Source organism: Micromonospora sp. NPDC049004 (assembly GCF_040649315.1).
Classification (GTDB): domain Bacteria; phylum Actinomycetota; class Actinomycetes; order Mycobacteriales; family Micromonosporaceae; genus Micromonospora.
The window spans coordinates 1-21,975 of sequence record NZ_JBEZFG010000004.1 but is presented as its reverse complement, the minus strand read 5'-3'; the positions used below and the strand labels follow the sequence as shown (position 1 = coordinate 21,975).

Below are 21,975 nucleotides of genomic sequence, written 5' to 3'. Positions count from 1 at the left end.
CCGGCGGGCCAGGCAGGAGGCAACGACGTGAAACTGCTCGTCACCGGGGGCGCCGGGTTCATCGGCAGCGTGGTGACCCGGATGCTGCTCGACGCGGGCCACCAGGTCGTCGTCCTGGACGACCTGCGCACCGGTCACCGCGAGGCGCTCGCTCCCGACGCGACCCACGTCGAGGCGTCCATTCACGACGCCGCCCAGATCCTCACCCCCGACGCCGGCTTCGACGGCGTGCTGCACTTCGCCGCCCTCATCGCCGCCGGCGAGTCGATGGTGAAGCCGGAGCTGTACTGGCAGACCAACACCGTCGGCTCGCTCGCCCTGATCAACGCCGTCCGCGCCGCCGGGGTGCCCCGGATGGTCTTCTCCTCCACCGCCGCCGTCTACGGCAACCCCACCGAACTGCCGATCACCGAGACCGCGGTCAAGGCGCCCACCAACACGTACGGCGCCACCAAGCTCGCCGTCGACCTGGCGCTCACCTCCGAGGCCATCGCGCACGGGCTGGCCGCCGTCTCACTGCGCTACTTCAACGTCGCCGGCGCGCACCTCACCGGTGACATCGCGCTCGGCGAGCGGCACGACCCGGAGACGCACCTCATCCCGATCGCCCTGGAGGTCGCCGCCGGTCGGCGGGAGAAGCTCCAGCTCTTCGGTGACGACTACCCCACTGTGGACGGCACCTGCGTCCGCGACTACATCCACGTCGCCGACCTGGCCCGCGCCCACCTGTTGGCGCTGGACGCCGCCACGCCGGGCCAGCACCGCATCTACAACCTCGGCAACGGCAACGGCTTCACCAACCGGCAGGTGGTCGACGTGGTCCGCGAGGTCACCGGGCACCAACTGCCGGTCGAGGTGGCGCCGCGCCGCGAGGGCGACCCCGCCGAGCTGGTCGCCTCCTCCGCGCTGGCCCGGGACGAGCTGGGCTGGGTGCCGCAGAAGCCCACCCTGCACGACATGGTCGGCGACGCCTGGGCCTTCTACCGCACGCACGTCCTGGAGCAGTCATGAGCAGCCCCACCGGTGACGTCGTCGAGCGGGCCGCCGCCGGCTTCACCGACCAGTACGGCGGTCAGGCCACCGGCCTCTGGGCCGCGCCCGGCCGGGTCAACCTGATCGGCGAGCACACCGACTACAACGACGGGTTCGTGCTGCCCTTCGCGCTGCCACTGCGTACCGTGGTCGCCGCCGACCGGCAGGACGACGAGCGCTGGACGGTCTGGTCCGAGCTCTCCGACGAGACGATCACCTTCGGCGCGGACGACGTGGCCGAGCCCGGTCGGGTGACCGGCTGGGGCGCGTACGTGGCCGGGGTCGTCTGGGCGCTGCGCGACGCCGGCCACGCGGTGCCCGGCGCCCGGCTGGCGATCGCCTCCGACGTACCGCTGGGTTCCGGGCTCTCCTCGTCGGCCGCGCTGGAGTCGTCGGTGCTCGCCGCCCTGCTCGACCTCGGCGGGCTGGACCTGTCCCCCGAGCGGCAGCCGCGGCTGGCGCAGCGGGCGGAGAACGTCTACGTGGGTGCGCCGACCGGCATCATGGACCAGTCCGCGGTGATCCGCTGCCGCGAAGGGCACGCGCTCTTCCTCGACTGCCGCGACGAGTCCGTCGAGCACATCCCGTTCGACCTGGACGCCGCCGGGCTGGCCGTGCTGGTCATCGACAGCCGCGCACCGCACCGGCACGCCGACGGGGAGTACGCCGCCCGCCGCCGGTCCTGCGAGGCGGCCGCCAAGGCGCTCGGCGTCGCCGCGCTGCGTGACGTGGCAGTCGATCAGCTCGACGGCGCGTTGGCCAACCTCGACGACGAGGAGACCCGACGGCGCGTCCGGCACGTGGTCACCGAGGACCAGCGTGTGCTGGACACGGTGGCGCTGCTGCGCGCCGGCCGGGTCCGGGACATCGGCCCGCTGCTCACCGCCTCGCACGTCTCCATGCGCGACGACTTCGAGATCACCGTGCCGGAGATCGACACGGCGGTCGAGGCGGCCCTGTCGGCCGGCGCGCTCGGTGCCCGGATGACCGGCGGCGGGTTCGGCGGCTGCGTCCTCGCCCTGGTGGACACCGACCGCGTCGAGGCGGTGGCGGCAGCCGTCACGGCCGCGTACGCCGAACGCGCCTTCACCGCCCCCACCACGATCCCGGTCCTCCCCGCCCCCGGCGCAACCCGCCTGCCCTGACCCACCCACCCCACCCCCGCCCGCACCCGCACCCCCGCACCTCTGCGTTGATCAAGAGGTTTGCGTCAGAATCCGGGCTCGGACTGACGCAAACCTCTTGATCACCGGTCGAGGCGGCGGGCGGCGGGGCCTCTGGAGGCCGGGGAGATCGTGCTTGTTCATGGAAGTAGTGGCCTCGCCCGACGGGCGAGGCCACTACTTCGTGGATCGGGTGCGATCTTGTTGGCGCGGGGCGCGGGGCGCTGGGGGGGGGGTTAGCTGGCTTCGACGATCATGGCGGCGCCGACCGTGCGGTTGGTGGCCTCGTCGATGATGACGAAGCCGCCGGTGGTGCGGTTACGGCGGTACTCGTCGGCCAGCAGCGGCACCGTCGTGCGCAGCCGCACCCGGCCGATCTCGTTGAGTCGCAGCTCGTCGGCCGACTCGTCGCGGTGCAGCGAGTTGATGTCCAACCGGTAGTGCAGCCCCCGCACGATCGCCCGGGCCGACCGGGTGGTGTGCTTGATCGCGTACCGGCCGCCGACCCGCAGCGGGGTGGTCTCGTCCATCCAGCAGACCATCGCCTCGATGTCCTGGGCCACCGCCGGCGCGTTGTTCGGCCGGCAGATCATGTCGCCCCGGGAGATGTCGATCTCGTCGGCCAGCCGTACCGTCACCGACATCGGCGGGAACGCCTCCGCGACCGGCCCGTCGGCGGTCTCCACGGCGGCGATCCGGCTGGTGAAGCCGGACGGCAGCACCATTACCTCGTCCCCCGGCTTCAGCACACCGGAGGCGACCTGACCCGCGTAGCCCCGGTAGTCGGTGACGGTCGTGGACTGGGGGCGGATCACGTACTGCACGGGGAACCGGACGTCGACCAGGTTGCGGTCGCTGGCGATGTGCACGCGCTCCAGGTGGTGCAGCAGCGACGGACCCTCGTACCACGGCATGTTCTCCGACCGGGCGACGATGTTGTCGCCGCGCAGCGCCGAGATCGGCACCACTGTCAGGTCGGGTACGTCGAGCTTCGCGGCGAACGCGGTGAACTCGTCGGCGATCCGCTCGTAGACCTCCTGCGACCAGTCGACCAGGTCCATCTTGTTGACGCAGAGGACCAGGTGCGGCACCCGCAGCAGCGAGCAGAGGAACGCGTGCCGGCGGGACTGCTCGACGAGGCCCTTGCGCGCGTCCACCAGGATCAGCGCCAGGTCGGCCGTCGAGGCCCCGGTGACCATGTTGCGGGTGTACTGGATGTGCCCGGGCGTGTCCGCGATGATGAACTTGCGGCGGGGCGTGGCGAAGTACCGGTACGCCACGTCGATGGTGATGCCCTGCTCGCGCTCGGCGCGCAGGCCGTCGGTGAGCAGCGCCAGGTTCGTGTACTCGTCGCCACGGGCCGCGCTGACCGCCTCCACCGCCTCCAGCTGGTCGGTGAAGAGCGACTTGGTGTCGTAGAGCAGCCGGCCGATCAGTGTCGACTTGCCGTCGTCCACGCTGCCGGCGGTGGCGAACCGCAGCAGGTCCATCGGCCGCACCTCACCGGTGGCCTCGGTGCCGGCGGCGGCCGGGGCCACGATCTCGGTGGTCATCAGAAGTACCCCTCCCGCTTGCGGTCCTCCATGGCGGCCTCGCTGACCCGGTCGTCACCACGGGTCGCGCCCCGCTCGGTGATCCGCGTGGCCGCCACCTCCTCGATGACCTTCTCCACCGTGTCCGCGTCCGAGCGGACCGCAGCGGTGCAGGAGGCGTCGCCGACGGTGCGGTAGCGCACCTGCGCCTTGAACCGTTCCTCACCCGCGCGGGGACGGAAGAACTCGTTGACCGCGTAGAACATGCCGTCCCGCTCGATCACCTCGCGCTCGTGCGCGTAGTAGATCGACGGCAGCGGGATGCGCTCGGAGGCGATGTAGTGCCACACGTCCAGCTCGGTCCAGTTGGACAGCGGGAAGACCCGGATCGACTCGCCCGGGTGGTGCCGGCCGTTGTAGAGCGACCACAGCTCCGGGCGCTGGTTCTTGGGATCCCACTGGCCGAACTCGTCGCGGAAGCTGAACACCCGCTCCTTGGCCCGCGCCTTCTCCTCGTCGCGGCGGGCGCCGCCGAACAGCGCGTCGAAGCGGTGCTTCTCAACCGCGTCCAGCAGCACCGGCGTCTGGATCCGGTTGCGCATCCCGTCGCCCGACTCGCGGACCAGCCCGCTGGCCAGGGCCTCCGGCACGCTCGCCACCACGAGTTGCAACCCCAGCTCGGCGACCCGCTGGTCGCGGTATTCGAGCACCTCGGGGAAGTTGTGCCCGGTGTCGACGTGCATGACGGGGAAGGGAATGTTGGCCGGAGCGAACGCCTTCTGCGCCAACCGCAGCATGACGATCGAGTCCTTGCCGCCGGAGAAGAGCAGCACCGGGCGTTCCATCTCGGCGACAACCTCGCGCATCACGAAGATGCTCTCCGCCTCGAGGGCGTCCAGGTGGGAGACCCGGTAGGCCGCGGGGGACGTCATGACACTCGCTCGCTCATCCGATTTCCAGACCTTTCCGGTCGGACATGTCAAGAAGTGCGCTCAGGCTACCCGGAATGCCTCTGCAGCGCTGCAAGCAACCGGTTGGCGAGATCCTTGCGACAGACCAGCAGGTCCGGCAGGCGCGGATCCGCCTCGTTGTATCGAAGCGCAGAACCGTCGATCCGGGAAGCGTGTAGTCCGGTGGCCGTCGCCACAGCAACCGGGGCGGCCGAGTCCCACTCGTACTGCCCACCCGCATGGATGTACGCGTCCACCTCGCCGGTCACCACCGCGGCGATCTTCGCACCGGCCGAACCCATCGGCACCAGGTGCGCGCCGACGTCCTCGGCCAGGTCGGTGAGGAACACCGGCGGTCGGCTCCGGCTCGCCGCCAGGCGGATCTTGCGCTCACCGGCCGTCGCCGCCTCGACAGTCATCGGCGGGTACGCGGGCGGGTAGTCGGTGCCCAGCACCCGGTGCTGCGCCGGCAACCCGACGGCCCCGGCGACCAGCCCGTGCGGGCTCGGCGCGCTCCGCGCCCAGAGCGCGACGTGCACCGCCCAGTCCGAGCGGCCCTCCTCGGCGAACTCCCGGGTGCCGTCCAACGGATCGATGATCCACACGCGGTCCGCGGTCAGCCGGGACACCGCGCCGGTGTTCACCTCGGCCGCCCACGCCAACCGCGAGCCCTCGTCCTCCTCGGAGAGCACCGCGTCGCCCGGCCGCCACCGCGCCAACTCCGTGCGGATCAGGTCGTGCGACACCTTGTCCCCGGCCGACTTCAGCGCGCCCGTGTCCGCGAAGCCCAACTCCGTCCGCAGGTCGAGCAGCGCCTGACCGGCCCGCGAGGCCAACCACCGGGCGAACGCCCCGTCGATCATCGGAGGACTGCCCATCTGCCCGCTCCCGTCGCCTCGCCGCGGCCCGTGCCCGCACGCACCGATCGGCCGCGACCCGCGTCGCCGGTCACGGCACGCCGAAAGGCGCAGACTACCGGCCAACCGTTTCCGATCCGGTACGCCCCGCCCGGCTCAACCGCCGTGATACAGGTTCTGGGTCGGCTCCACGCCCTTGACGATCACCGACTCCACCACGTCAGCGGCCCTGTCCACCAGGAAATCGAGCTCCTTGCGCTCCGCCGCGCCGAAATCCGACAGCACGTAGTCCGCCGGATCCTGCCGCCCCGGCGGCCGACCCACGCCGAACCGCACCCGGACGTAGTCCTTGGTGCCCAACGACTTGGACATCGACCGCAGGCCGTTGTGCCCGCCCTCGCCGCCGCCACACTTGATCCGCACCTGGCCGAAGCCGATGTCCAGCTCGTCGTGCACCGCGATCACCTGTGCCGGGGGCACCTTGTAGAACTGCGACAGCGCCGCGACCGGCCCACCGGACAGGTTCATGTACGTCAGTGGCTTCACCAGCACCAGCTTCGGACCGCCGAACCCCAGCCGCCCTTCCGCGACCTCGGCCACCGCCCGCTTGTGCCTACCGAACCGCGCGCCCAACCGCCCCGCCAGCAGATCCGCCACCATGAACCCGACGTTGTGCCGGTTCCCGGCGTACTCCCGGCCCGGATTGCCCAGGCCGACAACCAGCCACGGCCCCGCCTCGTCCGTCACGACCCGCCCCTCCCGCCGTCTTCACCGACTCCCGATACGCCGGCAGGCGCCCCCGAAAATCGGGGACGCCTGCCGCACGGTACGAACCGATCAGGCCTCGGTACGAGCCTCGGTGTTCTCGGCGCCCTCGGCGGTGTCCGCGCCCTCGGAGCCCTCGGTGACCTCGCCGGTCTCGGCCTCGGCCTCCTCGGTGGCCTCCTCGACCTCGGGCAGCGTCGCCTCGAGCTGCTCGGCGGTCGGCGCGGCGGTCACCGCGGCGACCGGCAGCGTCGGGTCGACGGCCAGCTCGACACCGTTGGGCAGCTGGACGTCGCCGGCGGTCACCGAGGAGCCGGCCTCCAGGCCCTCGATCGACGCCTCGAGGTGGTCCGGCACCTTGGTGGCGTCGGCGGTCACCGAGAGGGTGTCGTGGTCGTGCACGATCAGGGTGTCCCGCGCGGCCTCGCCGGTCAGCTGGACCGGCACCTCGACGGTGACCTTCTCGCCCCGGCGGACCAGGATGAGGTCCACGTGCTCGAAGGTGTCCCGGATCGGGTCACGCTGGATCGCCTTCGGCAGCGCCAGCACCTGGGTGCCATCGGTGATGTCGATCGCGAAGAGCTGGTTGGCACCACCCTTGCGGATCGCGGCGGCGAACTCCCGCGACGGCAGCGCGATGTGCTTGGGCTTCTCGCCGTGGCCGTACAGCACGGCGGGCACCTTGCCGGCCCGGCGGGTACGGCGGGCACCACCCTTGCCGAACTCGGTACGGGGCTCGGCGCTGATCTTTACCTCGGACACGGGGAAACTCCTGATGCTTTTCGCTGCGGCGGCTTGTCGTCTTGCGGTGCTGGGGCGAGGGGCTCGCTGGGGCTCATGCGTCATGAACGACTGCCCGGAGCACCGCGTCGATGACGGTGCCTCCGTGCGGCGCTTTTCAGCGGCCCGCCGGGCACCCTCGCCGTGGCAACCGCACCAGTCTACCCGAGGTGTTTCCCGGGTTTCCGGCAGTCCCCGATCACGGCTCCAGGCCGGCACGCCGACGGTGTTTCCCGCCAGCGTGCCAGCCCGTTTCGACCAGTTTGTCAGGTCCTGCCGGCCGACTCGGCCACCTTCAGCTCAGGCCACCGAAGAGGGTGGTCACCGAGCCGTCGTCGAACACCTCCCGGATCGCCCTCGCCAGCAGCGGCGCGATCGACAGCACGGTCAGCTTGTCCAGCTGCTTCTCCGGCGGCAACGGCAGCGTGTTGGTGACCACCACCTCGCTGATCGGGCTGTTCTTCAACCGCTCGGTGGCCGGATCCGACAGGAGCGCGTGGGTGGAGGCCACCACGATCTCCGCCGCACCGGACTCCTTGAGGATGTCGGCGGCCTTGGAGATCGTGCCACCGGTGTCGATCATGTCGTCGACGATCAGGCAGACCCGACCCTCCACCTCACCGACCACCCGGTTCGCGACCACCTGGTTCGGCTTCATCGGGTCGCGGGTCTTGTGGATGAACGCCAGCGGGCACCCGCCGAGGCGGTCGGTCCAGCGCTCGGCCACCCGCACCCGACCCGAGTCCGGGGCGACCACTGTCATCGGCCGGCCCGCGTACTTGTGCTCCACGTACTCGGCGAGGATGTCCATCGCGAAGAGGTGGTCCACCGGCCCGTCGAAGAAGCCCTGGATCTGCGCGGTGTGCAGGTCGACAGTGAGGATCCGGTTCGCACCGGCGGTCTTCAGCAGATCCGCCACCAGCCGGGCCGAGATCGGCTCCCGACCCCGGTGCTTCTTGTCCTGCCGCGCGTACGGGTAGAACGGCAGCACGACGGTGATCCGCTTCGCCGACCCCCGCTTCAACGCGTCCACCATGATCAGGGTCTCCATGACCCAGGTGTTCACCCCGTGTGTCACGGACTGCACCACGAAGGCGTCCGAACCACGTACCGAATCCTTGAATCGTACGAAGATCTCGCCGTTGGCGAACTCGTACGCGTCGGCCGGCGTCGGTGCCACACCGAGCACCTCGCCGATCTCCTTGGCCAGCTCCGGGAAACCCCGTCCGGAGAAGAGCATCAGGCTCTTGCGGTTTTCGGCGACGATGCTGCCCATGGGCCCGTCTGCTCCCGTTTGTCGGCGGTACCCGGCCCGGTGGTGGTGGGTCGGGGACTATTCGGTTGCAGTATCTCCCGCGCCGGACGCACCGCCCACCGTCTCGGCCCGCCCGTGCATTGCCTCACTGTCGCTTGCGGTCCCGGCAATCTCCGACGCACCCTTCGCGTCGCCGGCGCGCTGCGCGGCCTCGGCCGCCGCCGTACCGGCCCGCCGCTTCACCACCCAGCCCTCGATGTTGCGCTGACGCGCGCGGGCGACACCCATCGCGCCCGCCGGCACGTCGTCCACGATCACCGAGCCGGCCGCCGTGTACGCGCCGTCACCCACCTCGACCGGCGCGACGAACATGTTGTCCGCCCCGGTCCGGGCGTGGCTGCCGATCACCGTGCGGTGCTTGTTGACCCCGTCGTAGTTGACGAAGACCGACGCGGCGCCGATGTTGGTCTGCTCGCCGATCGTCGCGTCGCCCACGTACGTCAGGTGCGGCACCTTCGAGCCAGGCCCGATCTCGGACTTCTTCACCTCGACGAACGTGCCGACCTTCGCCTTCTCGCCCAGCCGGGCCTCCGGCCGCAGGTACGCGTACGGGCCCACGCTGGCACCCGCGCCCACCTCGGCGCCCACGGCGTGGCTGCGCACCACCGAGGCGGCCGGGCCGACGATCGTGTCGATGAGCGTCACGTCCGGCCCGACCAGCGCGCCCGCGCCGACGACGGTGGCCCCGCGCAGCTGGGTGTTCTGGTCGATGACCGCGTCGCGGTCCAGCGCCACCGTCACGTCGATCCAGGTGGTCACCGGGTCGAGCAGGCTCACCCCGGTGCGCATCCACGCCTCGTTGACCCGGTCACGCAGGAGCCGCCGCAGCGACGCCAGCTCCACCCGGTCGTTGCAGCCCAGCGTCTCGACGTGGTCGACAGCCACGTGCACCGCGACCGGCTCGCCGACGGAGCGGAGCAGGCCGAACACGTCGGTCAGGTACTCCTCGCCCTGGTCGTTGTCGGTGGAGAGCTTGCCCAGCGCGTCGCGCAGCCGCACCGCGTCGAACGCGTAGATGCCGGCGTTGATCTCCCGGATCGCGCGCTGGGTCGCGTCGGCGTCGCGTTCCTCGACGATCTGCTCCAGCCGGCCGTCGGCGTCCCGGACGATCCGCCCGAGCCCGGCCGGGTCGGGCACCTCGGCGGCCAGCACGGTGGCCGCGGCTGCGGCCTCCTCGTGCGCGGTCACCAGCGCGCCCACCGTCTCCGGTCGCAGCAACGGCACGTCCCCGTTGATCACCACGACCGTGCCGGCGCCCTCCGGCACGGCGTCCAACGCGATCCGCACGGCGTGCCCGGTGCCGAGCTGCTCGGCCTGGAGCACGGGCGTGGCGTCGGGGGCGATCTCGGTCAGGTGGGCCCGGACCTGGTCGGCGCCGTGGCCCACCACGACGACTGTGCGGTCGGCGGCCAGCGGCCCGGCAGCGCTCAGCACGTGGCCGAGCAGCGTACGGCCGAGCAGGGGGTGCAACACCTTGGGCAGTGTCGACTTCATCCGCTTGCCCTCACCCGCGGCGAGCACGACGACGGTACGAAGGTGGGGCTGGGGCACGACGTGGCTCCCGTCGGGACGGCGGACACTCTCGCGGCCATGCTAACCACGCAGCCCGGCAGCGCGTCCTCTTACCCCCAGCAGAACCCGAAACGGACTTGTAGGGACAGCTCGGCCGCCAGGGTTCGAACCTGAAATACGGGTACCAAAGACCCGGGTGTTGCCAATTACACCACGGCCGATTGCAACGTCAAGAACACCGTCGCCGCTGGGGCGAGCATCCTGCCGCTACACCTTAACGCCCGACGGCCGCGACGCCAGCACTCACGCCCTTCATGATCCCCTCCACCTGGCCGCCCAGCGCGCGTGGTTCATGACCTTGGTGCCGGCGAAAACCCGCTCGAACGGCCGCCCCGGCGGCACACCACGGCGCTGGGCAAAACCGCGATGACCAGGTCCTTAGGACCTACGTACGACAGCTTTTCCAAACTTCCCCGTGCGATCTACCGAGCCGTAAGTTACGGTGACGTAGGCGTAGGTTAGTGATCGTTTCCGTCCCCTCTGCGAGGTGCCATGTCCACTACCGTCCTCGAACCCAACACTGCCGGCCCCGGCCCGAAACCGCTCACCGACGGCAGCCAGTCCTCCGGGATCCTGGCCGCCCTGTGGGCCTTCGTCGTGATCCCCTTCGTGGCCCTGCTGGTCGCCGTGCCGGTCGCCTGGGGCGGCTGGCTGGGCTGGACCGACGTGGTCATCGGCCTGGTCTGGTACGTGGTCTCCGGGCTCGGCATCACCGTGGGCTTCCACCGCTACTTCACGCACGGCTCGTTCAAGGCCAAGCGGTGGCTGCGGGTGACCCTGGCGGTCGCGGGTTCGCTGGCGGTCCAGGGCGAGATCATCCAGTGGGTGGCCGACCACCGGCGGCACCACGCCTTCTCCGACCTGGAGGGTGACCCGCACTCGCCGTGGCGTTTCGGCACCAGCTTCTGGGCGCTGACGCGGGGTCTGTTCCACGCACACGTGGGCTGGCTGTTCCGCCGCGAACTGTCCAACCGGCAGCGGTTCGCACCGGATCTGATCGCCGACCGCGACATCAGCCGGGTGGACCGACTGTTCCCCGTGCTGGTGGCCGTCTCGCTGCTCGGCCCGGCGCTGATCGGCGGTCTGGTGACCTGGTCGTGGCAGGGCGCGCTCACCGCGTTCTTCTGGGCCGGACTGGTCCGGATCGGCCTCCTGCACCACGTCACCTGGGCGATCAACTCGGTGTGCCACGTGTACGGCGAGCGCCCGTTCGCGATGCGCCAGGGCGACCGCGCGTCGAACTTCTGGCCGCTGGCGATCCTGTCGTTCGGTGAGAGCTGGCACAACCTGCACCACGCCGACCCGACCAGCGCGCGACACGGTGTGCTGCGCGGTCAGGTGGACATCTCGGCCCGGGTGATCTGGCTGTTCGAGAAGGTCGGCGCGGCGTCGCAGGTGCGCTGGCCGAAGCCCGAACGCCTCGCGGCCAAGCTCGTGAAGCCTGTCGCACCCCGGTAAACCGGGCGGTGCCACGAGAGGTCGCCTGGCAGGATGGCCGGGTGACCGAGCGGAGCGGGGGGACCGGACGGCTCGGCGCACGGGGAGCCGGGCCCGATCCGGGTACGGTCGGACGGCACGGCAGGGCGGCCCGGCCGCCCGCCAGTGAGGCGACGACGTGAGCGGGCACAGCGGAAGCACCATCGGACGGCAGGGCGTCACCGAGCGCCAGCGAGGCGGCGACATGCCCGAGGTCAGTGACGAAGCCGGCAGCCGGCGCGCAGTGCCGGCTGCGGCGGCGAAACCCAAGCCCCCCTCACGGGTACGCATGTCCGCCGCGCAGCGGCGGGAGCAGTTGATCGCGATCGGCCGACAACTGTTCGCCGAGCGAGGGTTCGACGCCACCTCCATCGAGGAGGTGGCGGCCCGCGCCAAGGTCTCCAAGCCCGTGGTGTACGAGCACTTCGGTGGCAAGGAAGGGCTGTACGCGGTAGTCGTCGACCGGGAGGTCCGGGCCCTGCTGGACCGGATCACCACGGCGCTGACGGCGGGGCATCCGCGTGAGTTGCTGGAGCAGGCCGCGATGGCCCTGCTGGGCTACATCGAGGAGGAGACCAGCGGGTTCCGGGTGCTGGTCCGCGAGTCGCCGCTGATGTCCGGCACGGCCACCTTCAGCAGCGTGATGAACGACGTGGCCCACCAGGTCGAGCACATCCTGGGCGCCGAGTTCAAGAGCCGCGGGTACGACCCGAAGCTGGCCGAGCTCTACTCGCAGGCGTTGGTGGGCATGGTCGCGTTGACCGGCCGCTGGTGGCTGGAGGTGCGCAAGCCGCGCAAGGAGACGGTGGCGGCGCACCTCGTCAACATGGCGTGGAACGGGTTGTCGCACCTGGAGGCGAAGCCCACGCTGATCACCGCCCGTCGCCGCTGACCGCGGTTCAGCTCCGGTGCGCGTCGGCCACCGGATGTTTGCGGCGGGCCAGCTCCGCCTCGGCGTGCTCCGACGGGCCGATCTTGTCGTAGAGGCCGGTGCCGAGCAGGATCAGGCCGAACAGCATCGACACGATCACTGTCGACATCGAGAAGTTGAGGAAGTTCGCGTCGGTCTGCAGCACGGACATCATGAGGATGCTGGTCACCAGGAACACCACCCCGGCGGTGAGGTTCATGTAGTGGCCGAGGTTGCTGCGCCGGGACGCCCCGATGATCAGGACGACGCCGAAGACCACCGAGGCGAGCGAGAAGGCCAGGTTGGTCCGTAGGCCGAGGGCCCAGGTGCTGTTCCGCGCGAAGAGCGGGTCGCCGATCGTCTCGGCGACACCCCAGACGCCGAAGACCAGGATGTAGACGCCGATCAGGCCGGAGAGGACCCGGTAGAGCGGCCGTGCCGGATGGTTCACCGGAAAGTGCGGCATACCAAGACCCCCTGAATTGACCGTTTCAGGGGAATTGTCGCTCAGGGTCGAGTCGACTGTCCGGAAAACCTCAATGGCGGGAGGTCCGCCGGAGGCTGGACCAGGTCAGGTTTTCGCCGGAGCCCGAGCTGCGCAGGGATCAAGCCTGACCGCCCGGAGCAGCTCGGGCTCCGGCGAAAACCCACGGCCGCAACCGCGGAAGAAGATCAGAGAACGAGACGAGCCTTCTGGAACGCCTCCGCCTCATCCTCCGTGCCGACCTTGCCGTACATGCCGGCCATGAGCAGCACCAGGGCGGCCGTCATCACGACGATCACGGTGAAGATACTGAAGTTGAAGAAGTTGGCGTCCGTCCGGATGAACGCCAGACCGGCCAGGCTGATCACCATCAGGGCGTACGCCAGCCACTGGTTGATCGCCACGTCGATGTTGCGGCCGAGCGCGGTGCCGGCCAGCACGACGAGCCCGAGCAGCACGCACAGCAGCGAGAAGCCGAGGTTGGTGCCCTGGCCGAGGACGCGGGTGTCGTCCTGGGCGAGGATCTCGTTGCCGGCGCCCGCGATGATGCCGAGCACGCCGAAGACCACCAGGTACAGACCGGTCAGCCCGCCGATCGCCCGGTAGATCGGCCGCGCGGGGTGGTTGATGGGGGTGTGGGCCATGTCTGGGTCTCCAAGGGTGAGGTGTCGCCGACGATTGTCCCGCATGTGTCGGTGTGACGCCGCACACGGCCCCCGCGCCGGCGTGCCCGACCCGCTCAGCTCTCGGGCAGGTCCTCGGCGAGGGTCATCCAGGTCTCCTCGATCCGTTCCCGTTCCGCGCGCAGATCCTTGAGCTGGGTGTCCAGGTCGGCGACCTTGGCGTAGTCGGTGGCGTCGGCGGCGAGCTGGTCGAGGAGGGTGACCTCGCGCTGGTCGAGCTTGCCGAGCTGCCGTTCCAGCCGGGTCAGCTCCTTGCGGGCCTGGCGCACCTCGGCGGCGGACATGCCACCCGTGGTGGGCCCGGCCGGCGCGACCGGGCCGGTGCCGCCCGCCCGGGTGGCGCCGGCCCGCTCGGCGGTCCGGGCGAGGTACTCGTCGACGCCACCCGGCAGGTGCACGAGCCGGCCGTCGCCGAACATCCCGTACGCCGTGTCGGTGACCCGTTCGATGAGGTAACGGTCGTGGCTGGCCACGATGATCGTGCCCGGCCACGAGTCGAGCAGGTCCTCCAACGCGGCCAGGGTGTCGGTGTCCAGGTCGTTGGTGGGCTCGTCGAAGAGCAGCACGTTGGGCTCGCCGGCGAGCAGCCGCAGCATCTGCAACCGGCGACGCTCACCACCGGACAGGTCGCTGACGGGCGTCCAGAGCCGGCGGTCGTCGAACCCGAAGACCTCGGCGAGCTGGGCGGCGGAGACCTCGCGGTCGCCGAGCTGGACCCGGCGGGCGACCTCCTCGACGGCCTCCAGCACCCGCAGGTGCCCGGGCAGCTCGGCGAGTTCCTGGGAGAGGAACGCCGGTCGCACCGTGGAGCCGGTGCCGAGACGGCCACCGTCGGGGCGGGTGATGCCGGCGAGCATCCGCAACAGAGTGGTCTTGCCGGCGCCGTTGGCGCCGAGGATGGCGATCCGGTCACCCGGGCCGACCAGCCACGTGGCGTCCCGCAGGATCTCCTTCGGCCCGGCGTGCAGCTCGACGTTCTCCAGCTCGTACACCTGCTTGCCGAGCCGGGACACGGCCATGCGCTGCAACGACATGGTGTCGCGGGCCGGCGGCACGTCGGCGATCAGCGCGTTCGCGGCGTCGATGCGGAACTGCGGCTTGGAGGTCCGGGCCGGCGGGCCACGGCGCAGCCAGGCGATCTCCTTGCGGAGCAGGTTCTGCCGACGGGCCTCGGTGGCGGCGGCGACACGTTCACGCTCGGCGCGGGCGAGGATCCAGGCGGCGAAGCCACCCTCGTACGCCCGCACGGTCTGGTCGGCGACCTCCCAGGTGGTGGTGCAGACCGCGTCCAGGAACCACCTGTCGTGGGTGACCACCACGAGGGCGCCCTTGCGGCCGACCAGGTGCCGGGCCAGCCAGTCGACACCGGCGACGTCGAGATGGTTGGTGGGCTCGTCGAGGATCAGCAGGTCCGAGTCGCGGACCAGCAACGCGGCGAGGGCCACCCGCCGCCGTTCGCCACCGGACATCGGGCCGACCGGCTGGTCGAGCCCGAGGTGCGGCATGCCGAGGCCGTCGAGGATGTTGCGGACCCCGGCGTCGCCGGCCCACTCGTGCTCGGCGCCCATGCCCTCACCGAGCCAGGCGGTGCCCAGCACGACGTCCCGGACTGTGGCGTCCGGGGCGAGGGTGAGCTGCTGCGGCAGCCAGAGCACGCGCAGGTCACGGCGGTGGGTGACCCGGCCGTCGTCGGGGTCCTCCTGCTTGGTGAGCAGGCGCAGCAGGGTGGACTTGCCGGCGCCGTTGAGGCCGACCACACCGATCCGGTCGGCGTCGTCCAAGCCGAGCGAGACGTCCGTGAGCAGCCGCCCGGCGGCGCCGTACCCCTTGGACACCCGGTCCAGATTGACGATGTTGGCCACGTTCCACCCTTCAAGATCAAGGCGTCCGGGTGCCGGCGGGCACCTCGGGACGCCTGAACCCAAGGGTACGCGGACGTCCCGGCCACCCGCGCCGCGCGGGCCGCCCGGGACGCGACCTCAGCCGACCCGGGCGCCCGCCACGGGCCCGTGCGCGACCCGCGCCTCCCGGCACACACCGGCGCTGGTCAGCTCGGCGGCGATCCGCTCGGCGTCGGCGGCGTCCGCGGCGAGGAAGACGCAGGTCGGGCCGGACCCGGAGACGATGCCGGTGAGCGCGCCGGCTGCCTCGCCGGCCTTGAGGGTGTCGGCCAGCGCGGGCCGCATGGCCAGCGCGGCGTCCTGCAGGTCGTTGCCCAGCGTTCGGGCGAGGACCCGGGGGTCACGTTGACGCAGCGCGCCCAGCAGCGCGTCGGTGCTGCCCAGCGGAGCCCCGGCGGCGCCGGAGTCGCGCAGCCGGTCCAGCTCGCGGTACGCGGCCGGGGTGGACAGGCCGACATCGGCGATCGCCACGACCCAGTGCCACGAGGTGGCTCGGGCCAGCACCGGGCTGACCGCCTCACCCCGGCCGGTGCCCAGCGCCGTGCCGCCGTAGATCAGGAACGGCACGTCGGAGCCCAGGTCGGCGGCGATCCCGGCCAGTTCGTCGCGGGACAGCCCGGTGCCCCACAGCGCGTCACAGGCCACCAGCGCGGCGGCCGCGTCCGCGCTGCCGCCGGCCAGCCCACCGGCGAGCGGAATCTGCTTGCGCAGGTGCAGGCGGGCGTGCGGCAGCACCCCCGCGTAGCCGGCCAGGGCGTGCGCGGCACGGATCACCAGGTTGGAGTCGTCAAGCGCCAGCTCGCCGGTGCCCTCGCCCTCCATGGTCAACGCCAGCGTGTCGCCCCGCCGGGCGGTCAGCTCGTCGTAGATGGAGATGGCGTGATAGACGGTGTTCAGCTCGTGGTAGCCGTCGCGGCGCAGCGGGCCCACCCCGAGGTGCAGGTTCACCTTGGCGGGCACCCGGACCTTCACCGGACCGGCGGCCCCGCGTCGCTCGTCCTCGTCGTCCGGTCGCCAGGCCTCGGTCACGGGGTGAGGTCCCGCGTGCGCAGGCGAATGTCGAACGGCTTGCTCAAAATCAGCTCCTCGGCGGAGTCGGCGGACACGGCGTCAGCCTACTTCGCGGCCACCGTACCGGCCGGGGCCGACGCGGCGATGGCGGCGAACTGCTCGACGGTCAGGGACTCCCCCCGGGCGCCGGGGTCGACGCCGGCGGCGGTCAGCGCGGCGGCGGCCCGGTCCGGGCCACCGGCCCAGCCGGCCAGCGCGGCGCGCAGGGTCTTGCGGCGCTGCGCGAACGCCGCGTCCACGACGGCGAAGACCCGCTCCCGCGGCACGTCGGCGCGGGGCGGCTCGTGGCAGGTGAAGGCGACCAGACCGGAGTCGACGTTGGGCACCGGCCAGAACACGTTCGGCGGCACCTTGCCCGCGCCCCGGGCGTGGGCGTACCAGGCGAGCTTGACCGACGGGATGCCGTACACCTTGGAGCCGGGACCGGCGACGAGCCGGTCGGCGACCTCCTTCTGCACCATCACCAGGCCGTGCCGGAGGCTGGGCAGCTCGGCGAGCAGGTGCAGCACCACCGGCACGGCGACGTTGTAGGGCAGGTTCGCGACGAGCGCGGTCGGCGGCGGGTCACCCAGCTCGGCGGCGCTGACCCGCAGCGCGTCGGCGCGGTGCACGGTGAGCCGGGCGGCGTCCGCACCGGCGTGCCGGGCGACGGTCTCCGGCAGCGCACCGGCGAGCGTCGGATCGATCTCCACGGCGTGCAGGTGCCCGGCGACCGGCAGCAGCCCCAGGGTGAGCGAGCCGAGGCCGGGGCCCACCTCCAGGGCCACGTCGTCGGGGGTCAGGCCGGCGGCGGTGACGATCCGCCGCACCGTGTTCGGGTCGTGCACGAAGTTCTGGCCGAGCTTCTTGGTGGGCGCGACGCCCAGCCGGGCGGCCAGCTCCCGGATCTCCGCCGGGCCGAGGAGACCGGTCATGCCTGGCAGCGTAGCGGCGTCGTCGGGACCGGCCGGCGGGCCGGGCTCACCACGGGCCGAAGGCCCGGTCGCCGGTGGCGGAGATGGCCGCGCACAGCTCGTCCAGGTCGCTGCCGGTGGTCTGGGCGAGCGCCCGGACGGTGAGCGGGATGAGGTACGACGCGTTCGGCCGGCCACGGTGCGGGGTCGGGGTGAGGTAGGGGGCGTCGGTCTCCACCAGGATCTGGTCCAGCGGGGTGAGCGCGGCGGCCGCACGCAGGGCGGTGGCGCTGCCGAACGTGACAGTGCCGGCGAAGCTGAGCAGGTAGCCCCGGCGCACGCACTCGCGGGCGAACTCGGCGTCGCCGGAGAAGCAGTGCAGCACCACCGTGTCCGGTGCGCCCTCGTCGTCGAGGATCCGCAGCACGTCGGCGTGCGCGTCCCGGTCGTGGATGACAAGCGTCCGGCCGTACCGCTTGGCGATGGCGATGTGCGCCCGGAAGCTCGTCTCCTGCGCCGCGCGCCCCTCGTCGCCGGTGCGGAAGAAGTCCATGCCGGTCTCGCCGATCCCCCGGACCCGGTCGCGGGCGGCCAGCGACTCGATCTCCCGCAGCGCCTCGTCGAGGTCGGCCAGCCGGGGGGCCTCGTTGGGGTGCAGCGCCACGGTGGCCAGCACGGCCGGGTACGCCTCGGCGATGTCCGCGCCCCACCGCGAGGACGCCACGTCCACCCCCACCTGGACCAGCCGGTCCACGCCCACCTTGGCGGCCACCGTGATCGCCGTGCCGATCGGGTCGTCGGACGGCCCGCCGCCGGGTACGCCGGCCTCGCTGACGGTGATGTCCAGGTGGGTGTGGCTGTCCAGCACCGGCCGTGGCAGCGGCTCGGGGGCGGGCGGGAACTCTCCGGCCCGCCGGGCGGCACGCTCGCGGCGGGTTTCAGTCGGCTCGCTCATCAGCGACAGCATCACACACCGGGGCCGTCCATCCGCCCGCCACCCGGCGTTCACCTCGACTACGCCGCGCGACTCTACCGTCGCCGGGTGAGCGAGCTCAGCAGTCCCGCCAGTGAGCGCACCGGGCTGCGCGTGGCGTTCGGCGGCGGCGTGTACCCGGCCGAGGAGATCGCCCGGGGCGCCGCGTACGAGCTGTTCAGCGCCGAGGAGGTGGCCGGCTTCGAGTGGGCGCCCCGTCCGGGCAGCGCCCTGCCGTGGCGCCGGTTCGTGCACGTCACCGAGGTGAGCGCGGTGCACGGTGCCGTCGTGCCGGCCGAGGAGCCGGAGACACCGCTGATGATGCCGGCGCACCGGGAGCACGGCTGGTCGCACGTACACCAGTTGAGCCAGCAGCCGTCGGCGGCGGGTGACCCGGTGTTGGCCGCGGTGCGTGCGTCGGCGGTCATCCGGCGCGGCACCCGGATGGTCAAGGTGCTCTCCGCCCGGCAGCTCGCCGGGTACGTGCGGGGTTGGCTGCCGCACGGCTTCTGCTACCGCGAGCACGACGTGGCGCACCTGCGTACGCCGTCGACGACCACCGTGTTGCGCACCGACGGCGACGTCGGCCGGGACGGCTCGGACGTGGCGTACGCGCTACGCTGGCGGGCCGCCGACCCCGACGACTACGACGTGCCGGTGGGCGAGGCGCACCGGGGGCTGACGGCGCTGGCGTCCCGGGACCGGCTGGGCCCTCCGGTGCTGGGCACCGGTTTCGTCCCGAGCAACGGCCAGCTCATCCCCGAGTTCATCACCCGGGACTTCGCGGACCTGCCCATGCCGGCGAACGCGACGCTTGTCGCCTACCCCGCCGAGGGCGTCGAGGTGGTGCTCTACAGCTACCAGGCCGAGCAGCGCGCGTGGCTGCGGATGGTGGGCCCGCAGTGGCGGCACCTGCTGGCCGCGGTGCCGGGCCTCTCCCCCGACCAGGAGTACGTGCCGACCGGCGACGCCCCGCGCTCCACCCAGCTGGTAGGCCTCTACGGCGATACGGAGTACGAGGCGGTGGCCGACCTGCCCGGCGGGTTCCGGGTGCTGGCGATGACCCGGGCGGCCCGCTACCCGGTGGAGGCGGTGGCCCGGCGGCTGCGGTTCGCGCAGTGGCGGGGCGTGTCGTGCCTGGTGCTGCGCGAGGAGGCCGGCTGGCTGCGGCTCCGGCTGCGTTTCCCGGACCCGGAAGCGGTGGTCGCCACCGGCGCGCAGTGCCACGACCGGGGTGTCTACGAGACCTGGGCGCCGGGCGCCGAGGTGAGCAACGACCAGGTCATGGACACCCGGTACGTGATGTGACGGCGGGCGGCGGTGGGAGCGCCCACCACCGCCCGCCGTTCGCTGATCAGCCGGCCAGTCGGGCCAGCTCCTCGTCGACGATCGACGGGTCGAGCTTGCGGAACACCGGCTTCGGCGCGGCCAGCGGCCGACCGACCTCCAGTGGCACCGACTCCCAGCGCGCGCCCACCGTGTAGTCCCCGGTCAGCACCGGGTACGCCGGCCCGCCGTCCAGGTCGTCGACCTGCTCGATGACCGGCATCGGCGCGTGCACGCCGGTGCCGCCCAGCAGCTCGTGCACCTGCTGCGCGGAGTGCGGCAGGAACGGGGTGAGCAGCGTGTTGGCGTCGCTGACCACCTGGAGGGCGACGTGCAGGATGGTGCCCTGGCGGGGCTTGTCGGCCTCGGCCTTGAGCTTCCACGGCGCCTGCTCGGACAGGTACTTGTTGGCCTCGGCGACGACCTTCATCGCCTCGCCGATGGCCTGCTTCTGCCGGTGCCGGCCGATCAGGTCGCCGACCGTGTCGAACCCGGCGCGGGCGACGGCGAGCAGCGCCTCGTCGGCCTCGGTGAGGCCGGCCGGGTCGATCGACGGGATCGCCCCGAAGTTCTTCGCGGCCATCGAGACGCACCTGTTGACCAGGTTGCCCCAGCCGGCGACCAGCTCGTCGTTGTTGCGGCGCAGGAACTCGGCCCAGGTGAAGTCGGTGTCGTTGCTCTCCGGGCCGGCGGCGGCGATGAAGTAGCGCAGCGCGTCGGCGTCGTAGCGCTCCAGGAAGTCACGGACGTAGATGACCACCTTGCGGGACGAGGAGAACTTACGCCCCTCCATGGTCAGGTACTCGCTGGAGACCACCTCGGTGGGCAGGTTGAGCCGGCCCAGCTCGCCCGGCTCGCCGTCGCGGGAGCCCTCGCCGGAGTAGCCGGAGAGCAGCGCCGGCCAGATCACCGAGTGGAAGACGATGTTGTCCTTGCCCATGAAGTAGTAGGACCTGGCGTCCTTGCCCTCGCCGTCGGTCGACCACCACCTGCGCCACGCCTCCGGGTCACCGGAGCGGCGGGCCCACTCGATCGAGGCGGACAGGTAACCGATCACCGCGTCGAACCAGACGTAGATCCGCTTGTCGGGCCGGTCCCGCCAGTCGTCCAACGGGATGGGCACGCCCCACTCCAGGTCCCGGGTGATCGCCCGGGGCTGGAGGTCGTCGAGCAGGTTGCGGGAGAACCGCAGCACGTTGGGCCGCCACCCGTCGCGGGTGTTCAGCCACTGACGGAGCACGTCGGCCAGGGCGGGCAGGTCCAGGAAGAAGTGCTCGGTCTCGACGAACTTCGGGGTCTCCCCGTTGATCCGCGACTTCGGGTCGATCAGGTCGATCGGGTCGAGCTGGTTGCCGCAGTTGTCGCACTGGTCGCCGCGCGCGCTGTCGTACCCGCAGATCGGGCAGGTGCCCTCGATGTACCGGTCGGGCAGGGTGCGCCCGGTGGACGGCGAGATCGCGCCCATGGTGGTCTTCGGCACGATGTAGCCGTTGCGGTACATCCCCTCGAACAGCTCCTGCACCACCGCGTAGTGGTTGCGGGTGGTGGTGCGGGTGAACAGGTCGTAGGAGAGCCCGAGGCCGTGCAGGTCCTCGACGATCACCCTGTTGTACCTGTCGGCCAGCTCGCGCGGGGTCACCCCGTCGGCGTCGGCCTGCACCTGGATGGGGGTGCCGTGCTCGTCGGTGCCGGAGACCATGAGCACGTCGTGGCCGGCCATCCGCATGTACCGGGCGAAGACGTCGGAGGGAACGCCGAAACCGGAGACGTGGCCGATGTGGCGGGGGCCGTTGGCGTACGGCCAGGCCACTGCCGCGAGAACGTGACTCATGAGCAGCAAGCCTAGTGACCCGCCCGGGGCGTCCGCGAACCAATGGGGGGTGCTGGGCCGTCGGACCGGACCGACCACCCCGCCCATTGGTCCGATTTGTCGTCGACACGCGGTCCAACTGCCCGATCTGCCTCCGCCACCGGTGTGCAATGAACGTCGTGACTGGCAGAGGAGCGGCCCGGGACCACGACGAGCGTCCCACCGGGCCGACCGGCGACGACGAGCCCGGCGCACCCCGGGCCGGGGTCGCGCCGCAACCCCGGCCGGTCCCCGCCGCCGAACCCGACCGGCCCGGCCACCAGCGGCCCACGCCGGCCGGACGGGCGGCCGTGCCACGGCGGGACACCTCGACGGAGCTCGCGGCCGGCCCGGCCCGGCCCACGCCTGCCGCGCCGGCCCCCACCCCGGCCCGGCCCGGCCCGCAGGCGCCCGTGCCCAGCCCGGCCCGCCCAAACCCGCCG

The 21,975-nt window shown here is 71.8% G+C and carries 19 protein-coding genes, 1 tRNA gene and 1 pseudogene; 6 read left to right on the top strand and 15 right to left on the bottom strand.

What is annotated here, in order from left to right:
• The first annotated feature begins 27 nt into the window (after window positions 1–27).
• A complete protein-coding gene (gene galE, locus AB0B97_RS13440) occupies window positions 28–1,011 on the top strand; it encodes a UDP-glucose 4-epimerase GalE (RefSeq protein WP_357493500.1) in 984 nt (327 codons plus the stop codon).
• On the top strand, window positions 1,008–2,177 hold the full coding sequence (gene galK, locus AB0B97_RS13435) for a galactokinase (RefSeq protein WP_357493498.1): 1,170 nt from the start codon (window positions 1,008–1,010) through the stop codon (window positions 2,175–2,177). The genes galE and galK overlap by 4 nt, the downstream gene beginning before the upstream one ends.
• Window positions 2,178–2,431: 254 nt before the next feature.
• On the opposite strand, the gene AB0B97_RS13430 is transcribed toward galK, so the two are convergent.
• The 8 genes from AB0B97_RS13430 to AB0B97_RS13395 all read right to left on the bottom strand — a co-directional run bounded on the left by AB0B97_RS13430 (window position 2,432) and on the right by AB0B97_RS13395 (window position 10,127).
• Entirely contained in the window at window positions 2,432–3,748 is a 1,317-nt protein-coding gene (locus AB0B97_RS13430; protein ID WP_357493496.1) for a GTP-binding protein, read from the bottom strand.
• Window positions 3,748–4,659, bottom strand: coding sequence for a sulfate adenylyltransferase subunit CysD (gene cysD / locus AB0B97_RS13425; RefSeq protein WP_357493494.1), 912 nt, complete (start codon window positions 4,657–4,659; stop codon window positions 3,748–3,750). The genes AB0B97_RS13430 and cysD overlap by 1 nt, the downstream gene beginning before the upstream one ends.
• Window positions 4,660–4,724: 65 nt before the next feature.
• Window positions 4,725–5,555: an inositol monophosphatase family protein gene (locus AB0B97_RS13420; protein WP_357493492.1), complete on the bottom strand. Its 831-nt coding sequence runs from the start codon at window positions 5,553–5,555 to the stop codon at window positions 4,725–4,727.
• 135 nt (window positions 5,556–5,690) lie between these two features.
• Window positions 5,691–6,281, bottom strand: a complete 591-nt coding sequence (pth, locus tag AB0B97_RS13415) for an aminoacyl-tRNA hydrolase (protein ID WP_357493490.1) — start codon at window positions 6,279–6,281, stop codon at window positions 5,691–5,693.
• A gap of 90 nt (window positions 6,282–6,371) precedes the next feature.
• Window positions 6,372–7,061, bottom strand: a complete 690-nt coding sequence (locus AB0B97_RS13410) for a 50S ribosomal protein L25/general stress protein Ctc (protein WP_234585581.1) — start codon at window positions 7,059–7,061, stop codon at window positions 6,372–6,374.
• 313 nt (window positions 7,062–7,374) lie between these two features.
• Window positions 7,375–8,355 (bottom strand): ribose-phosphate diphosphokinase, encoded by a 981-nt coding sequence (locus tag AB0B97_RS13405; protein ID WP_234585567.1) that lies wholly within the window; start codon window positions 8,353–8,355, stop codon window positions 7,375–7,377.
• A gap of 57 nt (window positions 8,356–8,412) precedes the next feature.
• Window positions 8,413–9,945, bottom strand: a complete 1,533-nt coding sequence (gene glmU / locus AB0B97_RS13400) for a bifunctional UDP-N-acetylglucosamine diphosphorylase/glucosamine-1-phosphate N-acetyltransferase GlmU (protein ID WP_357493488.1) — start codon at window positions 9,943–9,945, stop codon at window positions 8,413–8,415.
• A 110-nt stretch (window positions 9,946–10,055) separates the two neighbouring features.
• A tRNA-Gln gene (locus AB0B97_RS13395) sits at window positions 10,056–10,127 on the bottom strand.
• Window positions 10,128–10,458: 331 nt separating this feature from the next.
• On the opposite strand from AB0B97_RS13395, the gene AB0B97_RS13390 reads away from it, so the two are divergent.
• A complete protein-coding gene (locus AB0B97_RS13390) occupies window positions 10,459–11,424 on the top strand; it encodes an acyl-CoA desaturase (RefSeq protein ID WP_357493486.1) in 966 nt (321 codons plus the stop codon).
• A 223-nt stretch (window positions 11,425–11,647) separates the two neighbouring features.
• A complete protein-coding gene (locus AB0B97_RS13385) occupies window positions 11,648–12,334 on the top strand; it encodes a TetR/AcrR family transcriptional regulator (protein ID WP_234585795.1) in 687 nt (228 codons plus the stop codon).
• Between the two features lie 7 nt (window positions 12,335–12,341).
• Here the strand turns inward: AB0B97_RS13385 and AB0B97_RS13380 are convergent, their stop codons facing one another.
• The 6 genes from AB0B97_RS13380 to AB0B97_RS13355 form a co-directional block, all read right to left on the bottom strand.
• Window positions 12,342–12,818: a DUF4383 domain-containing protein gene (locus AB0B97_RS13380; protein WP_234585563.1), complete on the bottom strand. Its 477-nt coding sequence runs from the start codon at window positions 12,816–12,818 to the stop codon at window positions 12,342–12,344.
• A gap of 206 nt (window positions 12,819–13,024) precedes the next feature.
• Window positions 13,025–13,480: a DUF4383 domain-containing protein gene (locus AB0B97_RS13375; protein WP_357493483.1), complete on the bottom strand. Its 456-nt coding sequence runs from the start codon at window positions 13,478–13,480 to the stop codon at window positions 13,025–13,027.
• 95 nt (window positions 13,481–13,575) lie between these two features.
• Entirely contained in the window at window positions 13,576–15,381 is a 1,806-nt protein-coding gene (locus AB0B97_RS13370; protein ID WP_357493481.1) for an ABC-F family ATP-binding cassette domain-containing protein, read from the bottom strand.
• Window positions 15,382–15,498: 117 nt separating this feature from the next.
• Window positions 15,499–16,449 (bottom strand): 4-(cytidine 5'-diphospho)-2-C-methyl-D-erythritol kinase, encoded by a 951-nt coding sequence (locus tag AB0B97_RS13365; RefSeq protein WP_234585542.1) that lies wholly within the window; start codon window positions 16,447–16,449, stop codon window positions 15,499–15,501.
• A gap of 86 nt (window positions 16,450–16,535) precedes the next feature.
• Window positions 16,536–17,405 (bottom strand): 16S rRNA (adenine(1518)-N(6)/adenine(1519)-N(6))-dimethyltransferase RsmA, encoded by an 870-nt coding sequence (gene rsmA / locus AB0B97_RS13360; protein WP_357493479.1) that lies wholly within the window; start codon window positions 17,403–17,405, stop codon window positions 16,536–16,538.
• Window positions 17,406–17,451: 46 nt separating this feature from the next.
• Window positions 17,452–18,351 carry a TatD family hydrolase gene (locus AB0B97_RS13355; protein WP_234585527.1) on the bottom strand — a complete coding sequence of 300 codons (900 nt, stop codon included), beginning with the start codon at window positions 18,349–18,351 and terminating at the stop codon, window positions 17,452–17,454.
• Window positions 18,352–18,426: 75 nt separating this feature from the next.
• Here AB0B97_RS13355 and AB0B97_RS13350 point away from each other — a divergent pair, with 75 nt between their 5' ends.
• Entirely contained in the window at window positions 18,427–19,665 is a 1,239-nt protein-coding gene (locus AB0B97_RS13350) for a hypothetical protein (RefSeq protein WP_357493477.1), read from the top strand.
• 46 nt (window positions 19,666–19,711) lie between these two features.
• Here the strand turns inward: AB0B97_RS13350 and metG are convergent, their stop codons facing one another.
• A complete protein-coding gene (gene metG, locus AB0B97_RS13345) occupies window positions 19,712–21,514 on the bottom strand; it encodes a methionine--tRNA ligase (RefSeq protein ID WP_357493475.1) in 1,803 nt (600 codons plus the stop codon).
• Window positions 21,515–21,672: 158 nt separating this feature from the next.
• On the opposite strand from metG, the pseudogene AB0B97_RS13340 reads away from it, so the two are divergent.
• A pseudogene (locus AB0B97_RS13340) lies at window positions 21,673–21,975 on the top strand (hypothetical protein); the annotation flags it as partial.

Excerpts from the sequence above, each read along its gene's own strand:
- galK (WP_357493498.1), top strand. The coding sequence starts at position 1,008 with ATGAGCAGCCCCACCGGTGACGTCGTCGAGCGGGCCGCCGCCGGCTTC.
- AB0B97_RS13405 (WP_234585567.1), bottom strand. The coding sequence starts at position 8,355 with ATGGGCAGCATCGTCGCCGAAAACCGCAAGAGCCTGATGCTCTTCTCC.
- AB0B97_RS13430 (WP_357493496.1), bottom strand. The coding sequence starts at position 3,748 with ATGACCACCGAGATCGTGGCCCCGGCCGCCGCCGGCACCGAGGCCACC.
- rsmA (WP_357493479.1), bottom strand. The coding sequence starts at position 17,405 with ATGACCGGTCTCCTCGGCCCGGCGGAGATCCGGGAGCTGGCCGCCCGG.
- AB0B97_RS13355 (WP_234585527.1), bottom strand. The coding sequence starts at position 18,351 with ATGCTGTCGCTGATGAGCGAGCCGACTGAAACCCGCCGCGAGCGTGCC.
- AB0B97_RS13390 (WP_357493486.1), top strand. The coding sequence starts at position 10,459 with ATGTCCACTACCGTCCTCGAACCCAACACTGCCGGCCCCGGCCCGAAA.
- metG (WP_357493475.1), bottom strand. The coding sequence starts at position 21,514 with ATGAGTCACGTTCTCGCGGCAGTGGCCTGGCCGTACGCCAACGGCCCC.
- AB0B97_RS13380 (WP_234585563.1), bottom strand. The coding sequence starts at position 12,818 with ATGCCGCACTTTCCGGTGAACCATCCGGCACGGCCGCTCTACCGGGTC.
- AB0B97_RS13375 (WP_357493483.1), bottom strand. The coding sequence starts at position 13,480 with ATGGCCCACACCCCCATCAACCACCCCGCGCGGCCGATCTACCGGGCG.
- AB0B97_RS13385 (WP_234585795.1), top strand. The coding sequence starts at position 11,648 with ATGCCCGAGGTCAGTGACGAAGCCGGCAGCCGGCGCGCAGTGCCGGCT.
- AB0B97_RS13420 (WP_357493492.1), bottom strand. The coding sequence starts at position 5,555 with ATGGGCAGTCCTCCGATGATCGACGGGGCGTTCGCCCGGTGGTTGGCC.
- cysD (WP_357493494.1), bottom strand. The coding sequence starts at position 4,659 with ATGACGTCCCCCGCGGCCTACCGGGTCTCCCACCTGGACGCCCTCGAG.